The organism is Bradyrhizobium sp. BR 1433, from assembly GCF_051547665.1.
Lineage (GTDB): Bacteria > Pseudomonadota > Alphaproteobacteria > Rhizobiales > Xanthobacteraceae > Bradyrhizobium > Bradyrhizobium australafricanum.
In genome coordinates, this window is record NZ_JBPUGG010000001.1 from 7,986,178 (window position 1) to 8,002,819 (window position 16,642).

The 16,642-nt window shown below is 65.0% G+C and carries 15 protein-coding genes and 1 pseudogene; 4 read left to right on the top strand and 12 right to left on the bottom strand.

Features of this window, described 5'->3' with window-relative positions:
- Positions 1-50: 50 nt before the first annotated feature.
- The 8 genes and pseudogenes from scpA to ACSKB9_RS38365 all read right to left on the bottom strand — a co-directional run bounded on the left by scpA (position 51) and on the right by ACSKB9_RS38365 (position 7,359).
- A pseudogene (gene scpA / locus ACSKB9_RS38330) lies at positions 51-2,208 on the bottom strand (methylmalonyl-CoA mutase).
- Between the two features lie 55 nt (positions 2,209-2,263).
- Positions 2,264-2,734 (bottom strand): GFA family protein, encoded by a 471-nt coding sequence (locus tag ACSKB9_RS38335; protein ID WP_057015646.1) that lies wholly within the window; start codon positions 2,732-2,734, stop codon positions 2,264-2,266.
- On the bottom strand, positions 2,731-4,605 hold the full coding sequence (locus ACSKB9_RS38340; protein ID WP_438079557.1) for a methylmalonyl-CoA mutase family protein: 1,875 nt from the start codon (positions 4,603-4,605) through the stop codon (positions 2,731-2,733). The genes ACSKB9_RS38335 and ACSKB9_RS38340 overlap by 4 nt, the downstream gene beginning before the upstream one ends.
- Positions 4,606-4,710: 105 nt before the next feature.
- A complete protein-coding gene (folK, locus tag ACSKB9_RS38345; RefSeq protein WP_438079558.1) occupies positions 4,711-5,202 on the bottom strand; it encodes a 2-amino-4-hydroxy-6-hydroxymethyldihydropteridine diphosphokinase in 492 nt (163 codons plus the stop codon).
- Positions 5,203-5,208: 6 nt separating this feature from the next.
- Positions 5,209-5,589 (bottom strand): dihydroneopterin aldolase, encoded by a 381-nt coding sequence (gene folB, locus ACSKB9_RS38350; RefSeq protein ID WP_016842351.1) that lies wholly within the window; start codon positions 5,587-5,589, stop codon positions 5,209-5,211.
- On the bottom strand, positions 5,586-6,440 hold the full coding sequence (folP, locus tag ACSKB9_RS38355) for a dihydropteroate synthase (RefSeq protein WP_438080574.1): 855 nt from the start codon (positions 6,438-6,440) through the stop codon (positions 5,586-5,588). The genes folB and folP overlap by 4 nt, the downstream gene beginning before the upstream one ends.
- A 90-nt stretch (positions 6,441-6,530) precedes the next feature.
- Positions 6,531-6,938 carry a DUF4332 domain-containing protein gene (locus tag ACSKB9_RS38360; RefSeq protein ID WP_438079559.1) on the bottom strand — a complete coding sequence of 136 codons (408 nt, stop codon included), beginning with the start codon at positions 6,936-6,938 and terminating at the stop codon, positions 6,531-6,533.
- Between the two features lie 55 nt (positions 6,939-6,993).
- A complete protein-coding gene (locus ACSKB9_RS38365) occupies positions 6,994-7,359 on the bottom strand; it encodes a hypothetical protein (protein ID WP_016841849.1) in 366 nt (121 codons plus the stop codon).
- A gap of 352 nt (positions 7,360-7,711) precedes the next feature.
- Between ACSKB9_RS38365 and ACSKB9_RS38370 the strand changes: the two genes are divergently transcribed.
- Entirely contained in the window at positions 7,712-9,334 is a 1,623-nt protein-coding gene (locus tag ACSKB9_RS38370; RefSeq protein WP_438079560.1) for a helicase HerA-like domain-containing protein, read from the top strand.
- A 95-nt stretch (positions 9,335-9,429) separates the two neighbouring features.
- On the top strand, positions 9,430-10,830 hold the full coding sequence (locus ACSKB9_RS38375; protein WP_438079561.1) for a M20/M25/M40 family metallo-hydrolase: 1,401 nt from the start codon (positions 9,430-9,432) through the stop codon (positions 10,828-10,830).
- A gap of 244 nt (positions 10,831-11,074) precedes the next feature.
- Here ACSKB9_RS38375 and ACSKB9_RS38380 read toward each other — a convergent pair whose 3' ends face one another.
- Both ACSKB9_RS38380 and ACSKB9_RS38385 read right to left on the bottom strand, forming a co-directional pair.
- Positions 11,075-11,854: a class II aldolase/adducin family protein gene (locus ACSKB9_RS38380; RefSeq protein ID WP_438079562.1), complete on the bottom strand. Its 780-nt coding sequence runs from the start codon at positions 11,852-11,854 to the stop codon at positions 11,075-11,077.
- Positions 11,855-12,000: 146 nt separating this feature from the next.
- A complete protein-coding gene (locus ACSKB9_RS38385; RefSeq protein ID WP_028331641.1) occupies positions 12,001-13,650 on the bottom strand; it encodes a glycosyltransferase family 39 protein in 1,650 nt (549 codons plus the stop codon).
- Between the two features lie 339 nt (positions 13,651-13,989).
- Between ACSKB9_RS38385 and ACSKB9_RS38390 the strand changes: the two genes are divergently transcribed.
- Both ACSKB9_RS38390 and ACSKB9_RS38395 read left to right on the top strand, forming a co-directional pair.
- Complete coding sequence (locus ACSKB9_RS38390; protein ID WP_438079563.1) at positions 13,990-14,883, top strand: DUF308 domain-containing protein; 894 nt, start codon at positions 13,990-13,992, stop codon at positions 14,881-14,883.
- A gap of 177 nt (positions 14,884-15,060) precedes the next feature.
- Entirely contained in the window at positions 15,061-15,474 is a 414-nt protein-coding gene (locus tag ACSKB9_RS38395; protein ID WP_018270656.1) for a MucR family transcriptional regulator, read from the top strand.
- A 4-nt stretch (positions 15,475-15,478) separates the two neighbouring features.
- On the opposite strand, the gene ACSKB9_RS38400 is transcribed toward ACSKB9_RS38395, so the two are convergent.
- A complete protein-coding gene (locus ACSKB9_RS38400) occupies positions 15,479-15,910 on the bottom strand; it encodes a SufE family protein (protein WP_141343262.1) in 432 nt (143 codons plus the stop codon).
- 143 nt (positions 15,911-16,053) lie between these two features.
- Entirely contained in the window at positions 16,054-16,434 is a 381-nt protein-coding gene (locus ACSKB9_RS38405; protein WP_438079564.1) for a DUF5330 domain-containing protein, read from the bottom strand.
- Positions 16,435-16,642 lie beyond the last annotated feature (208 nt).

Consider the following 16,642-nt stretch of genomic DNA (forward strand, 5'->3'; position numbering starts at 1 on the left):
AGCGAGCGGCGCGCGTGGAAAACTCCTGATCGGAGAGGGATGCGGCAGCGCTACTCCGCCGCCGCGCTATGGCCGAGCCGGGCGTTGAGCTTGTGGATCAGTTCCTCGGCGGCATCCGAGATCACCGTGCCCGGCGGGAAGATCGCCTCGGCGCCGGCGGCATACAGCGCGTCGTAATCCTGCGGCGGCACCACGCCGCCGATGATGATCATGATGTCGTCGCGGCCGTGTTTCTTCAGCGCGGCCTTCAATTCGGGCACCGCGGTGAGATGTGCCGCGGCAAGCGAGGAGACGCCGAGAATGTGGACGTCGTTCTCGACCGCCTGGCGGGCGGCTTCGTCGGCGGTTGCGAACAGCGGTCCGATATCGACGTCGAAGCCGACATCGGCGAACGCCGATGCGATCACCTTCTGGCCGCGGTCATGGCCGTCCTGGCCGATTTTCGCCACCAGGATGCGGGGGCGGCGGCCTTCGGCCTCCTCGAACGCATCGATCAGGGCCTGCACCTTTTCCACCTTGTTGGACATCGCCGCTGCCTCTCGCTTGTAGACGCCGGTGATGGACTTGATCTCGGCGCGGTGGCGGCCGAACACCTTTTCCATGGCGTCCGAAATCTCGCCGACGGTGGCTTTGGCGCGCGCGGCGTCGATCGCCAGCGCCAGCAAATTGCCGTTGCCTTCGCCCGCCGAGCGGGTGAGGGCGGCGAGCGCCGCATCGACGTCCTTCTGGTTGCGCTCCTTCTTGAGCCGCGCCAGCTTGTCGATCTGCAGCCGCCGCACGGTGGAGTTCTCCACCTTGAGTACGTCGATCGGCTTCTCGTTCTCGGGCTTGAACTTGTTGACGCCGATCACCGCCTGCCGGCCGGCATCTATCCGCGCCTGCGTCTTGGCGGAAGCTTCCTCGATCCTGAGCTTCGGCACGCCGGCCTCGATCGCCTTGGCCATGCCGCCGAGCGCCTCGACCTCCTGGATGTGCCCCCAGGCCTTCTGCGCGAGATCGCGGGTCAGCCGCTCGACATAGATCGGAGCCGCCCCAGGGATCGATGATGCGGTTGGTGCCGCTCTCCTGCTGCAGGAACAGCTGGGTGTTGCGGGCGATGCGCGCGGAGAAGTCGGTCGGCAGCGCCAGGGCCTCGTCGAGCGCGTTGGTGTGCAGCGACTGGGTGTGGCCTTGGGTTGCCGCCATCGCCTCGATCGTGGTGCGCATCACGTTGTTGAACACGTCCTGCGCGGTCAGCGACCAGCCCGAGGTCTGACAATGCGTGCGCAGCGACAGCGAGCGCGGATCCTTGGGATTGAACTGCTTGAGCAGCTTGGCCCACAACAGCCGCGCGGCGCGCATCTTGGCGACTTCCATGAAGAAGTTCATGCCGATCGCCCAGAAGAACGACAGCCGCGGCGCAAAGCGGTCGACGTCGAGGCCCGCGGCAAGCCCGGCGCGTAGATATTCGACGCCGTCGGCCAGCGTATAGGCGAGTTCGAGGTCCTGCGTCGCGCCGGCCTCCTGCATGTGGTAGCCGGAAATGGAAATGGAATTGTATTTCGGCATCCGCTGCGAGGTGTAGGCGAAGATGTCGGAGATGATCCGCATCGAGGGGCTAGGTGGATAGATGTAGGTGTTGCGCACCATGAACTCTTTCAGAATGTCGTTCTGAATGGTGCCCGACAGTTTCTCCGGCGGCACGCCCTGTTCCTCGGCAGCCGCGACGAACAGCGCGAGGATCGGCAGCACCGCGCCGTTCATGGTCATCGACACGCTCATCTGGTCGAGCGGGATGCCGGCGAACAGCGTGCGCATGTCGTAGATGGAATCGATCGCGACGCCGGCCATGCCGACGTCGCCGGAGACGCGGGGATGATCGCTGTCATAGCCGCGGTGGGTAGCGAGGTCGAACGCGACCGACAGGCCCTTCTGTCCGGCCGCGAGGTTGCGGCGATAGAATGCGTTGGAATCCTCCGCCGTGGAGAAGCCGGCATATTGCCGGATGGTCCAGGGCTGGTTGACATACATGGTCGGGTAGGGGCCGCGCAGATAGGGCGCGATGCCCGGCCAGGTCTCGAGGAAGTCGATGCCTTCGAGATCGGCCTCGCCGTAGACGGACTTCACCGGGATGCCCTCGGGCGTCAGCCACGGCTCGGCGCTCGCAACCGGGGCCGTACTGGCCACGGGCTGGAAGGCGACATCGGCGAAATTGGGAATGCGGGTCATTCCTGGGCTTCCTCAAACTGGCGATTGCGTTCGATCAATCGCTGTAGCTTCTAACTCAATCATGATCCGGATGCTGATGGCTGACGATCGTCGCCATCTTGTCCGGTCCGTAATTCTGCATCGTGGTCTGGCTCGGCAGGTTGGCAATGCCGACCACCCAGCCGTGGCGGGACTCGGTTCCGAATTGCTGCGTCGGTATCACCCGGTCGGGCCGGTCGAAGGCGCCGGTCATGATCTCGATCCGCGGGCCGTCGATACGGCGGAAGCTCAGGGGTGTTCCGCAGGCCGCGCAGAAGTCGCGCTCGGCGATCGAGGAGGACCTGAAGGCGGCGGGCTTGCCGCGGGTCCATCTGAAGTCGTTGCGATCGATGTCGGCGAAAGAGGCAAATGGCGCCCCGGACGCTTTCTGGCACATCCGGCAGTGGCAGATGCTGATCCGGGTCGGTGCCGCCGAGACGGCAAATCGGACGGCGCCGCACTGGCAGCCGCCGGTCAGAACGGGTGTCGATGGTGCCTCTGCGCTCATGTCTGCTCCATCCGCCGATAGGCCTCGCGCAATGTCGCCAGCGCATCACCGCCGGCGAAGACGAACTCGCCGATGCCGGCCGCCCGCAGCGCCGCTTCCTGGTCGCCGGGCCGCCCTGCCAGATAGATATGCCTTGCACCGGCGCCTTGAAGGGCCCTGGCGGCCTCAACGGCGCTGGCGGCATAGACCTTATCCGAGGAACAAATGCACGCCATCGCCGCGCCCGAGGCCTTGTAGGCCGCGGCCAGCGCCGCCGCGTCGGTAAAACCCTCGCTGTCGACGGCCTCGATCCCGCCGGTTTCGAAGAAACTCTTGGCAAAGGTCGCGCGGGCCGTGAAGTCCGCGGCGGTGCCGAGATTGGCCAGGAATATGTTCGGCCGGGCGCCATGCGCCTTCAGCGCGGCATCCGACTTGTCGCGCAGCGCCTCGAACGGTTCGGCAAGCCGCATCGGAGCGAGGGCGTCGAACTTCACCTTGGCGCCGGCGAGGGACGCCGGCGCTGATGGTTTCACATCCAGCACTGCGGGGGCGGCCTCGCGCAGATCCGGAAATTCGCTGGCGCCGGTCAGCACGTCGCGGCGCTTCGCCACATTGGTCTCGCGCAGCAATCGCGTCGCGGTGACCTTGTTTTGCAGCAGTCCCTGCTCGAGTGCGGCGAAGATGCCGCCGGCCTTCTCGATCTCCTGGAACAGCGTCCACGCCGCCTCGCAGAGCTGCGAGGTCAGCGTCTCGATGCCGCCGGCGCCGGCCGCGGGATCGGAGACCTTGGCGAGGTTGGACTCATCGAGCAGCACGAGTTGCGTGTTGCGCGCCACGCGCCGGGCGAAGTCGTCGGGCAGGCCGAGCGCCAGCGTATGCGGCAGCACCGTGATCGCATTGGCGCCGCCGAGCCCGGCCGCAAAGGTCGCGATCGTCGCGCGCAGCATGTTCACATTGGGATCGCGCCGGGTCAGCATCCGCCAGGCGGTTTGCGCGTTGACGAAGATCGGCTTCGGCGCAAGCCCGCAGGCCTGCTCGACCCGTGCCCAGAGCAGCCGCAGCGCGCGGAATTTCGCCATGGTCAGGAACTGGTCGGCATCGGCGCTGAGGCGGAACGAGATGCCCGCGCGCGCCGCATCCAGATCGATGCCGGCGCCTTCCAGCATGCGCATATAGGCGAGGCCCAGCGCGAGCGTGAACGCAAGTTCCTGCACCTCGGAGCCGCCGGCATCATGGACCGGCCGGCCGTCGGCCAGCACGAACGGCCCCTTGAAGCCGCGCTTGATCAGGCCATTGACGACCTGGCCGAACGACTTTTCGTAGTTGGGCCAGGCGATGGCCGCAGCACCGCGCACGGCCATGGTGCTGAGCGCCTGGTAATTGAAATGCAGGTCGAGCTTGGCCGGATCGAGCTTGCGGGTCTCGACCATGTCGGCAAAGGTCTCGCCGGCGTTCTCGCGGCCGATCACCGGATTGAGCGCGATCATGATGCCGGCATCGAGATGGACGCCGCCGCAGGCGCGCGCCAGCGTCTTCTTGCTGGCATCGGCAAGACCGAAGCCGCGCGCACCGGGACCGCCGGCGAACTCGAATTCGAGGCCGGTCGCGCCGTTCTCGAGATCCTGCAGCGCTTGTGCATTGGCCTGTGCGGCATCGGGATGATCGACCCGCTGCAGGATCTGCCAGGGTGCAGCGGCGGCGCGGCCGGCAAGCGGGCTTGAATTGGTGGCGCGGCGGTAGATCGGATCGATCTTCAGGCCGTCATAGGTCTTGCCGACCAGCTTCTCGAACGGGGCGCCCTTCAGCACGCCGTCGACCAGCTTGCGCCAGTCGTCATAGGTCGCAGGTCGAAAATCCGAAGCCAGAGCCAAATCGTCAGTCGAGGTCGTCATCCGCCCAAATCGTCCTTCACCGGCCCCGCGCGGGGCCCCTTGATTTGGCCGGAAATTGCCACGGGCGGGCGGCCAAGCCAAACGGTTGTTTGCGGTGGTCTCGCTTTAATCGAGGTCCGCTAGACGGAAAATACCGTCTGTAGAGACCTTCGCCAGCGCATCGGCGACGCGGCGCCCGGCGATGACGCGGTCGGGAACGATCTCGGCGAGCGGCACCAAGACGAAGGCGCGTTCGAACAAACGCGGGTGCGGCAGCGTCAGTTCCGGCTTGTTCAGTGTGACGTCGTCATAGGCGATCAGGTCGAGGTCGAGGGTGCGCGGCCCCCAGCGCTGCTCGTTGGCGCGGTCGCGGCCGAATTTGGCTTCGATCTTGTGCAGCGTGAACAGCAGCGCGTGCGGATCGAGACTGGTCTCGATCTCGATGCAGGCATTGACAAAGCTGTCCTGCTGCTGCTCGCCCCAGGGCGGCGTCGAATAATCCGACGAGCGTGCGATAAGCGCGGCCTGGGTCATGCCGCAGATATTGGCGATCGCCTTGCGAAACGTGGTGCGGACGTCGCCGACATTGCCGCCGAGGGCGATCAGGACGTCAGCCATCTGCGTTCAACCCTGAGGCGGTTGATGGCGCGAGCGGGTCAGCACCACGCCGACATCGTCGAAGATCGCGGCGATCGGCGCGTGCGGCTTGTGCACGGTGACCTTGACCGCCCGGATGCGCGGGAAGCTCGCCAGGATGTCCTCGGCCACCGCGCCGGCGGCGCGCTCCAGCAGCTTGTAGTTGGTGTTCTTGAATGCCGATGTCGCGGTCGCCACCACGTTGGAATAGGAGACCGTGTCGGAGAGGCGGTCGGTGCGCGAGGATTCCGAGAGGTCTGTATAGAGCTCGAGATCGATGACGAAGCGCTGCCCGACCTCGGTCTCATGTTCCATCACGCCATGACGGGCGTGGATGACGATCCCGGTGATGAAGATCGTATCGGTCATTGCTGTCCCTCGATTGCTGCGGCCACGCGCAGCGCCTGAACGGTTTCGCCGACGTCATGCGCGCGGATGATACGGGCGCCATTTTGCGCGGCGATCAGATGCGCCGCGATCGAGCCGCCGATCCGCTCGTGCGGCTCCGACGGCACGACAGTGCTGATGAAGCGCTTGCGCGAGGCGCCGACCAGCAGCGGCAGATGGAACGCGTCGAGCTCGGAGAGCCGCGCCAGCGCGATCATGCTCTGCTCCGGGGTCTTGCCGAAGCCGATGCCGGGATCGAGCACGATCCGGTCGGGCGAAATGCCGGCACTTGCGGCGATCGCGAGCGAGCGCTCGAAGAAGGCGGCGATGTCCTGCATGATGTCGATGGCCGGATCGGCCCGCTCGCGATTGTGCATGATGATCACGGGCACGCCGCGTGCGGCGACGAGCGGCGCCATGCCGGCATCGCGCTGCAGGCCCCAGACGTCATTGGCGATGACAGCGCCCTGATCGAGCGCCCAGGCCACGACTTCCGATTTCATGCTGTCGATCGAGACCGGCACGCCAAGGGCGATCACGTCGGCAAGCACGGGCTTCAGCCGCGCCATCTCGGCCTCGGCGGTGACCGGCTGCGAGCCGTAGGGACGGGTGGATTCCGCGCCGATGTCGATGATATCGGCGCCCTCGGTGACCAGCCTGCGGGCCTGCGCCAGCGCCTCTTCGGGTGCGGCGAACCGGCCGCCGTCGGAGAACGAGTCCGGCGTCACGTTCAGGATGCCCATCACGGCCGGATAGGGCCGCGACAACAGCGCCGGCAGCACCGCCGATACGGCCGGGCCGGTCACCGTCGATGCTATGGGCTTGCTCGCCATCATGCGGTGGCTTTGCGCTGACCGCAGCGGCAAGTCAAGGTGTGGCGATGACGGGTGACGCGGCCGGCGGCCGAATGCCGTTAAGACAGGCTAATAGCTGATTTTGGGAGGCAGCTTGCGTGCCTCTTCGATCAGCAGCTCGACCGACTTCTCCGACGGCATCACGCGGACGAGCTTACGCCGCACGTTGGCGTCCTTCATGCTCTGCGCGAGCCGCGACGGGTTGCGATGCGCGAGCTCGCGCACCGTGGTGACGCCGGCGGCGCGGACCAAGCCGACCTTCGCCTTGCCCATGCCGGGAATCCGCATGTAGTCGGAGATGTTGGCCCATTCGAGCAATTGTTGTTCGCTGATCCCGGTCTTGGCGGCGAGCGCCTTGCGTCCCTTGACGGTGCGGGCGGCTTCAGGCAGTGCGTCAGTCGTGCGGATACCCTGCGATTTCAGTTTGGTGGCGCAATAGGCGGACAGGCCTTCGATCTCGGAGAGGGGGTATGTCATGATACTCGTATGCAGGTAGAAGGGAGCGCACGTGCAATGGCGTTTGGGAAATGCTTCAGGCAAACTGGCTGAGGCCCGGCGTCCCCGAGATGATCTCGCCCATTTGATCCGCTCCGATTTTGTCGCGGCCGAACCTGAAAAGTTCACGCGCGACGTTCTGAATCTCACTCATGCTCAATCCGAGCGCCATCAGCCGGGTGCCGACAGCCATCAGACCGCCACCCATCAACCGCGATAGACCACCGCTGTTGTTGGAGGCGGCGATTGCCGCTTCGGCGCCGGGGATTTGGTCGATCAGAGCCTGAACTTTGTCGGAAGGTCCCTCGTTACGGAGGAAACCCAGAACGATGCCGATGGTTTTTTCAGCGACAGCACCGTCGATGCCGGCCTTCGCGGCCAGCTGCCCAACCAATTCGTCCATATTGCCCCGCCTCAACCGGTTTTTGCCGGATCATTCTTGAAGATTTATCTTGAGCGCCTGTGTCACGAAATACAAGCGATCCGCGCATTTCAGTTCGTTTTCTTTTTCGATCGCGTCGGGAGTGTTGCACCTCTGCAAGAGTGAGCGGCGGATTCACACCATCTTGTCGCAATGCGCAATGCCTTTCGTCACTTGGCCGGGAATCTTGGCCGGGAATAAAGTATGAGGAACTGGTGCAGCGACAATATACATCAGTGCGCGCCGATGGTTTCAATCGACCTGCAAGATGCAATATGATGTCATCGGTTCGAATGGATCGAGCCGATTTAAAATCGCGTTAAGAGGCGAAGCGATGGCGACGTCCGGCATCAAGTTGGCCGATACCGATGAGAAGATCTTTATCGGCAAGGGCGAGGAAACAGCCTGGCTGACGCTTGCGCTGGCCAACCGCCACGGCCTTGTGACCGGTGCGACCGGAACCGGCAAGACCGTCACGCTACAGGTCATGGCTGAAGGATTTGCGCGCGCCGGCGTTCCGGTTTTCGCAGCCGACATCAAGGGCGATCTTTCCGGTATCTCCGAAGTCGGCGAGGCCAAGGACTTTATCCTGAAGCGCGCCAAGGAGATGGGCCTGACCTTCCAGCCGGATCAGTTCTCGACCGTATTCTGGGACGTGTTCGGCGAGCAGGGCCATCCGGTGCGCGCCACCGTCACCGAGATGGGACCATTGTTGCTCTCGCGGATGCTCGATCTGAACGACGTGCAGGAAGGCGTGCTCAATGTTGCCTTCCGTGTCGCCGACGAGAACGGCCTCACGCTGATCGACATGAAGGACCTGCGAGCGCTGCTGGATGCGATCGCCCCGGACGGCAGCAAGAAGCCTGCCGACGACGAGGAGGATCCGCTGGCGCCGATCCGCAAAGCGGCACAGAGCTACGGCAATGTGTCCAAGGCGACCGTCGGAACGATCCAGCGTCAGCTCCTGGTGCTCGAGAACCAGGGCGGTGCAAAGTTCTTCGGCGAGCCGGCGCTGACGCTGAAGGATTTCATGCGGACCGACCGCGACGGCCGCGGCATGGTCAATATCCTGGTCGCCGACAAGCTGATGCAGAGCCCGCGGCTTTACGCCACCTTCCTGCTCTGGATGCTTTCGGAATTGTTCGAGGAATTGCCGGAGGCCGGCGACCTGCCGAAGCCGAAGCTGGTGTTCTTCTTCGACGAGGCGCATCTCTTGTTCACCGACGCGCCGAAGGCGCTGATGGACAAGATCGAGCAGGTGGTGCGGCTGATCCGCTCCAAGGGCGTCGGCGTCTACTTCGTCACGCAGAATCCGATCGACGTGCCGGACAAGGTGCTGGCGCAGCTCGGCAACCGCGTGCAGCACGCGCTGCGCGCCTTCACGCCGCGCGACCAGAAGGCGGTTGCCGCGGCCGCACAGACCTTCCGGCCCAATCCGAAGCTCGACACCGCGCGGGTGATCATGGAGCTCGGCAAGGGCGAGGCGCTGGTGTCGTTCCTCGAGGGCGGCGGCACGCCGTCGATGGTCGAGCGCGTCATGGTGCGCCCGCCGTCGGCGCGGATCGGGCCGATCACGCCGGAGGAGCGCAAGGCGATCATGGATGCGAGCCCGGTCAAGGGCAAATACGACACCGCGGTCGATGCCGAATCCGCTTACGAGATCATCCAGAAGCGGCTCGCCGGGACGGCAGCGCCAGCGGACGGCAGCGCTGGCGGCGAGGGTGGCGGCATCCTCGGCCAGATCGGTTCGATCGCGTCCACGATCTTCGGCACCAACGTCAAGCGCGGCCGCATGTCGACCGGGCAGGTGATCGCGCGCAGCGTCACGCGCTCGGTGACCGACAAGGTGATCGGCGGCGTGGCCGCCGATCTCGGCAAATCGCTCGGCGGTTCGGTTGGCGGCTCGATCGGCCGGGCGCTGGTGCGCGGCGCGCTCGGTGGGTTGCTGCGCCGATAGCATCGCGCCGGTCGGCCGAAGCGGGAGACCGGCTTTGCCTCCCGCGGCGGGCGCGCTACAACCTGGCGCAACGTCCAACAAAAAGGATATCCGCGATGTCCAACGCCAAGCTGCAGCCCGTCCTCGACCGTATCGACGCCGATTTCGACAACAGTCTCGAGCGGCTGTTCACGCTGCTGCGGATCAAATCGATCTCGGCCGATCCGGCCTTCGCTGATGACTGCAAGGCGGCTGCCGATCATCTCGCCAAGGATATCGCGACAGTCGGCTTCAAGACCGAAGTGCGGCCGACTGCCGGCCATCCGGCCGTGGTCGGCAAGCTGAACGGCTCGGCCGACGGACGCCCGCACGTGCTGTTCTACGGCCACTACGACGTGCAGCCGGTCGATCCCCTGAATCTCTGGCATCGTCCGCCGTTCGAGCCTGTCGTGACCGACCATGCCGACGGGCGCAAGATTATCGTCGCGCGCGGCGCCGAGGACGACAAGGGACAGTTGATGACCTTCGTCGAGGCGTGCCGTGCCTGGAAGACGGTGACGGGATCGCTGCCGGTCGACATCACGATCGTCATCGAGGGTGAAGAGGAGATCGGTTCGAAGAATTTCGTGCCGTTCCTCGAGGCGAACAAGGACGACCTCAAGGCCGACTTCGCGCTGGTCTGCGACACCGGCATGTGGGACCCGAATACGCCGGCGATCACCACCTCCTTGCGCGGCCTGGTCTATGACGAGGTCAAGATCAAGGCCGCCAATCGCGACCTGCATTCCGGCGTGTTCGGCGGCGGCGCGCAGAACCCGATCCGCGTGCTGACGCGGATCCTCGGCAGCCTGCATGACGAGAATGGCCACATCACCGTCCCGGGTTTCTATGACGGCGTGAAGGATTTGCCGCCGGATATTCTGGCCCAGTGGAAGCAGCTCAATCTGACGCCGGAGAGCTTCCTCAAGCCGATCGGCCTCTCGGTGCCCGCCGGCGAAAAGGACCGGCTCCTGATCGAGCAGGTCTCCTCGCGCCCGACCTGCGACATCAACGGCATCGTCGGCGGCTATACCGGCGAGGGCTCCAAGACGGTGATCGCGGCCGAGGCGTCAGCGAAGGTCTCGTTCCGCCTGGTCGAGGGACAGGATCCCGAGAAGATCCGAAAGGCGTTCCGCGACTATGTGAAGGCGCGCCTGCCGGCCGACTGCAAGGCCGAGTTCACCGACCATTCCAGCGCGCCGGCGATCGCGCTCGACTGGAACATGAAGCCGCTGGCAGCCGCGCGCCGTGCGCTGACCGACGAATGGGGCAAGGAGGCGCTGCTGATCGGCTCCGGCGCCTCGATCCCGATCGTTGCCGATTTCAAGCACACGCTCGGCCTCGACAGCGTGCTGATCGGCTTCGGGCTCGACGACGACAACATCCATTCGCCGAACGAGAAGTACGACCTCAAGAGCTACCACAAGGGCATCCGCTCCTGGGCGCGGATCCTGGCGGCGTTCGGCGACGCCAAATAGCGCGCATGCGCAAGTCCATGAAGCCCGGATGCAGCCAACGGGTCGCGCGAACGCGCGCCCGATGACAGGCTCCGCGAAATCCGGGACGGTCAATCCGCGGACGCGCCGCCCCGGATTGCGCTGCGCTCCATCCGGGCTACGGAAGAGAAACCGAACGTAAAAACGCCGCCCGGAATTGGGCGGCGTTTTGATGCCGATAGTGCAGAGGGTGTTGGCCGATAGCCTACCCGAAGATTGTGAAATTTCAATCACGGTAGCCGGGATTGACCCGGTCGAGCTTGCGCAGCAGCGGCGGCCAGACCAGCTGGGTCGAGCGCAGCTCGGCGCGGTCTGGGTTGGAGAGCAGCTCGGTGTTCTTGTCGATCGCATGCTGGTCGACCGGATAGGCGATCGGTCCGAGCGCGCGGGTCGCCACCTGCATCGAGCAGGCGCGCTCCAGATGGTACATCCGCTCGAACGCGGATGCGACCGAGCGGCCGACCGTGAGGGTGCCGTGATTGCGCAGCAGCATGTGGTTCTTGCTGCCGAGATCGCGCTGCAGGCGCGGGCGCTCGTCATGATCGAGCGCGATGCCTTCATAGTCGTGATAGGCGAGGTCGTGGGTGACGAGCTGCGCGGTCTGGTTCAGCGGCAGCAGCCCGTTCGGGCCGCTCGACACCGCGGTGCCGTCGACGGTGTGCAGGTGGAGCACGCAGCCGGCGTCCTCGCGCACCTCGTGGATCGCCGAATGGATGGTGAAGCCGGCCGGGTTGATGCTGTAGTCGCTCTTCGAGAGCTGGTTGCCGTCGAGGTCGACCTTGACGAGGCTCGACGCGGTGATCTCGTCGAACATCAGCCCGTAGGGGTTGATCAGGAAGTGATGCTCGGGCCCCGGCACGCGGGCGGAGATGTGGGTATCGACCAGATCGTCCCAGCCATAGAGCGCGACCAGCCGGTAGCAGGCGGCGAGATTGATCCGCTGCTCCCATTCCGCCGCACTCATATCCGACGGCACTTCCTTCAGGCGCGCTTCCGCTGGCGACATGGCCGATTGCTCCATTGACGGCGTTATTGCTTGGTCCAAGCGTAGCGCCGCCGCCGGACCGCAGCAAGGCAGGGTAACGGCGTGACAGTCATGTCGGCATGCGGCCCACGATCCGAACAGCGATCGTCAGTGGGCAGCGTGATGCGTTACGGCGCCGGGATCGCCAGCAGGCTCGAGATGCTGCGGCCGCGGATGTCGTAGACGCGGGCGAACACGACGTCGTCGCGCTTGATCTCGACCATGACCGGCGCGGCCAGGCCCTTGCAGTAGAATTCGCCGAGCGTCATCGCGAAGTCGGCGGCATTGCTGTCCCATCCGATGGTGAAATCGGGGCCGAGCGCGACCTGCGCGGGGCGCTGCGGTCCGCACACCGCGACCTTCCACTTGCGGTTCTGCGGCGGCACTTCCTGCCGCTCCGCCAGCTGCTCGCGCAGCCCGTCGGATGCCTGCTTCAGCGCCAGGCCCCAATAGTCCAGCATGAAGAAGTTGTCCGCGGTACGCACCGTGCCGGCGATGTGGTTGAAGTGCGTGTACTGATACGGATGCAGGCGGATCATTTCGCTGAGCGGCAGCAAGAGGCCGAACGCGAACATGGCGAGCGCCGCGGGCTGCCAGGCCCGGCGGTTCTCGCCGAGCCAGTCCATGCCGCGCGCGAATGCGACGCCGGCCAGCACCGTCATCGGCGGAATCACGAAGATGAAGTGACGGATGCCGTTATAGAGCGCCGGCCGCTTCACCATCGCGATCACCAGCGGCAGCGTCGCCGCCAGCGTCAGCATCAGCATGATCGACTTGCGCTTTGCGGTGACGTCGTAGCGCGACAGCGACATCAAGGTGATGACGACGGCGGCTGCCAGCAGCACCAGCAGCACTTCGGGAAGCTGCAGCGCGAACAAGGTGGGCAGATAGGACCACGGCATGTCCGGCACCGACACCAGCGCGCCATCGAACATCTCCTTCCACGGTTTCTCGAAGAAGTGCGAGAAATAGGTCACCGCTTCGAGCGGATGTCCGGGCTCCATGATCGACCACGGCCAGATCAGGCCCATCACGAGATAGCCCAGCACAAGTCCCGGCAGCAGCACATAGACGACATGGGCAAAGCGGTGGGTCGCCTCGCGCGGGCCCTGCTTGCGGAATTCCTCGATCAGGAGCGGGACGAAGCCGACCACGGCGTAGATCAATGCGAGCCCGCCAAGCACGCGGCAGCCGATCGACAGGCCGGCGCCCAGGCCGACGATCAGGATGGTGCGCGGCGAGGGCGCCGGATATTCCTCGATCAGGCGGACCAGGCCCATGATCAGGACCACCATCGCCACGGCGAACGGCGCATCCTTCGGATTCATGAACATGTGGCCGTAGAAGGTCGGGCACAGCGCCAGCAGCAGCAGCGCCGCCAGTCCCGCCAGCGGGCCGCCGACGCGGCGCGCCAGGCGCCAGGTCACCGCAAGGCCGATAACGCCGACGATCGCGCCGAGCAGGCGGCGCGTCTCGAACAGTTCGAGCGGAATGATCTTGTGCAGCAGGGCCGCGGCCATATCGAAGCCGCCGCCGTACATATACAGATTGGCAAACGACAGCGCGCCGGTGTCCTTGAACCCGGACTCGTACATGCGCAGCAGGAGGTCGGCATATTCAGCGTGGGTGTAATCGTCCCAGCCCAGACCGTAATCGCGGAACGTCAAACCGGCGACCACGGCGACCACGCCGAGGACGAGGACAGCGAGATCGTCGCAGGTCTTCTCCACCGAGCGCCGCGCAGGCGCCTCGAGGGCAGACGTCGTAATCGATGACATAGCTAGTGATACCGGCGTGCCTGTGGCCCAGATTGGCGCTTTAGGGCCTCATTCCCCGGCATCCATAGCGCAGTTCCGTTTCCGAGTAATTGGTAATTGTGGCGTAATTTCCCAGATGCGTTGCAATAAATTGGCAGCAATTCGTAGCCAGTAAATCTACGGGAGCTGGCTGCCCGACAGTTACTGCGGCCGCGGTGAAGTAGCGCATCGCGGCTTGGTTAAGCGGGATTTTAGGGAACTCTGTCTACAATTGGCGGTTGGCGGTGTGGGCAATATGACGGTATCGTGGCGTTGGTGGCCCGCGCCGATTTTCGGTCGGGTCTCCCGGGGGTTAGTTCGATGAAGGTTGGTCTGTTGGTCGTCGGCGCGGGCCTGGTCGTGGCGGGCCTGGCGGCGATCGGCCTCGGAATTCCAAACAAGGAATTCAGCGTCGGCGGCACGTTGATCGCAACAGGCGTGACCGGCGCATGTACCGGCGTGATTGTTGTGGCCCTTGCCGCCATCCTTCGCGAACTCCAGGCCATGGGCGACCGGCTTGATGCCGTCGTTGCCGTGGGTCTGCGGTCCGGGTCGCCGTCTGCAACTTCCCCGCGCGGCACTCCCGACGACCCGGTGTTCCCGCCGCCTGAGCCGAAGGTCTCGGCGCCTCCGCCGCTGGCTCCAGCGTTCCCGCCATCCGCTCCCGCGGCGCCGCCGCCCTGGCACGACGAGATCGCCTCGCGCGGCGCATCAGGCGAGGTGCAGCCGCCTGCACCGGCCGCCGCGCCCGCGGATGGTGCTGCGCCGCCCAAGCGGCGCAATCTGCTGTTCTCCTCCTCGCGCAAGGAGCGCGAGCGGAACCAGGGGCGTGCCGCCGAGCCGCTCACGCCAGATCTGTTGTCGCCGGAACTGCGCCCGAATCCGGGCGGTTCGGCCGAACCCGCGCCGGCAACCTTCGACGATGCCTGGCCGAAGGCCGACCGGCCGCGGTCGGTCGACGTCGCCCCGCGGCGCGGCCCCCGGACGCCATCGACTTTCGGCGAGGCCCAGTCGGCCGCCGCCGCCTCGCCATCGTCAGGCCATCCGCCGCCGCCCCAGGAGCAGCCGCCGGTGACCGTGCTCAAATCCGGCGTCGTCGACGGCATGGCCTATTCGCTCTATTCGGACGGATCGATCGAGGCGCAGATGCCGGAGGGCATGATGCGATTTGCCTCGATCGACGAGCTCAGGTCGCATCTGGAGCAGCGGCCTTAAGATCCGGGCCAATACTTGCGCGCGGCCGGCCCGTAGCCGGAAACGCGGCCGTTGTTGTCAGATTTGCTGCAATTCGTGCATATTCGCAAAGTAGTACGCGATTCTATTAATGTATTGCTGCGCATGGATACTGTCCGGTGGGCGCCGGGCTGCCGATAGCACGGGGAAGATTGAGCCATGTCCGATACGTCAGGCAAAACGCCGGTCGAGCTGACCGCCAACATCGTTTCGGCCTATCTCAGCAACAATCCGACGCCGGCCTCGGACATTCCGAACCTGATTAGCCAGGTCCACTCCGCCTTGCTGCGGGTGTCGAGCGGACGCAGCGACACGCCGAGCGAGCCGGCCAAGCCTGCGGTGTCGATGAAGAAGTCGATCACGCCCGAATATCTGGTGTGCCTCGAGGACGGCAAGCGCTTCAAGTCGCTGAAGCGCCATCTGCGCACCCAGTACAACATGACCCCGGAACAGTATCGCGACAAATGGGGCCTGCCGGCCGACTATCCGATGGTGGCGCCGAACTATGCGGTGGCGCGCTCGCAACTCGCCAAGAAAATGGGCCTCGGTCAGCAGGCGCGGAAGCGGAAGTAAAGATCTACGCGGCGGACGCCAGCGCCTCGCGCGCATCGTTGCGGATGCGGTCGACCATCGAGCGCAGGCCGTTGGAGCGCTGCGGCGTCAGATGGTCGCGAAAGCCGAATTCGTCGAACAGCGCGAGCGCGTCGGTGCCGAGGATTTCCTTGGGCGTTTGCCCGGAGAACAGCGTCAGCACGATCGCGACCAGGCCGCGCACGATGTGGGCGTCGCTGTCGCCGATATAGATCAGGCGCGGTTCGCCGTTGGCATCGCGCTCGATCCGCTTCGATAGCCAAACCTGGCTGACGCAGCCCTGCACCTTGTTCTCGGCCGAGTGCTCCGCCTCCGACAACGGTTCAAGCGTGCGGCCGAGCTCGATGACATAGCGGTAACGGTCGTCCCACTCGTCCAGCAGCGCAAAATTGTCCCTGATTTCGTCGATCGTCGTCATCGTGGCCCGCGTCCTGTCCTTGACGGCTTATATAGGAAGGCGGGCCGCGAAAGCGATGAAAATGGAACCGGTTCCCGGTTGTTTTGACGCGTTTTCTTCACGCGAACCGGTGCCTGCCTCGCTCGACCGCGCTTGGTTTCCGCTCACGGCGTCGGCGGCAGGCGGAATTCGATCGACTGATCCTCCGCGGTCAGCGTGTCGCGGAACGCGGTGGCTGCATCGGTATCGTCCTGGCCGATCGAGCCGGTGTGGTCGGGTGGCTTCTTGTCGGTGATGATCTGGTAGAGCTTGCGCGCGCCGTCGGTCGCGCGCTGGCCGATCGCGGTCGCGGCCTGGCCGCCGACCTCGCAGGCGGACGGCTGGCGCTTGCAGAACTGACCCATGTCGTTGATCGTCGCGGTCGCGGCCGACACCGCGTCCGACGCGCTGATCTGCGGCGTCTTGTCCGCTTCGGGTGTTTTGTCTCTCGGCAGCAGCACGAGCACAAGCCCGAGCCAGAATGCCAAACGCAGCAGGAAGAACATGGCGCGATCCCGGTCGTCTGTCTTGTCTTGCTTCTTGCGCGGTCGATGCCGCTATTGGCCTTGAGGGTTAGCATCGGCCGATAAATTGGAAGTATCCGCATTGAAGTAAATCCGCCGAAAAATCGCGGAAAATTCGCCTGAATTGATTCGCCGTAAATTTTCGATTGATGGCGGCCGACGCGCGCCGGATACGCAGGATTCGCCGCGT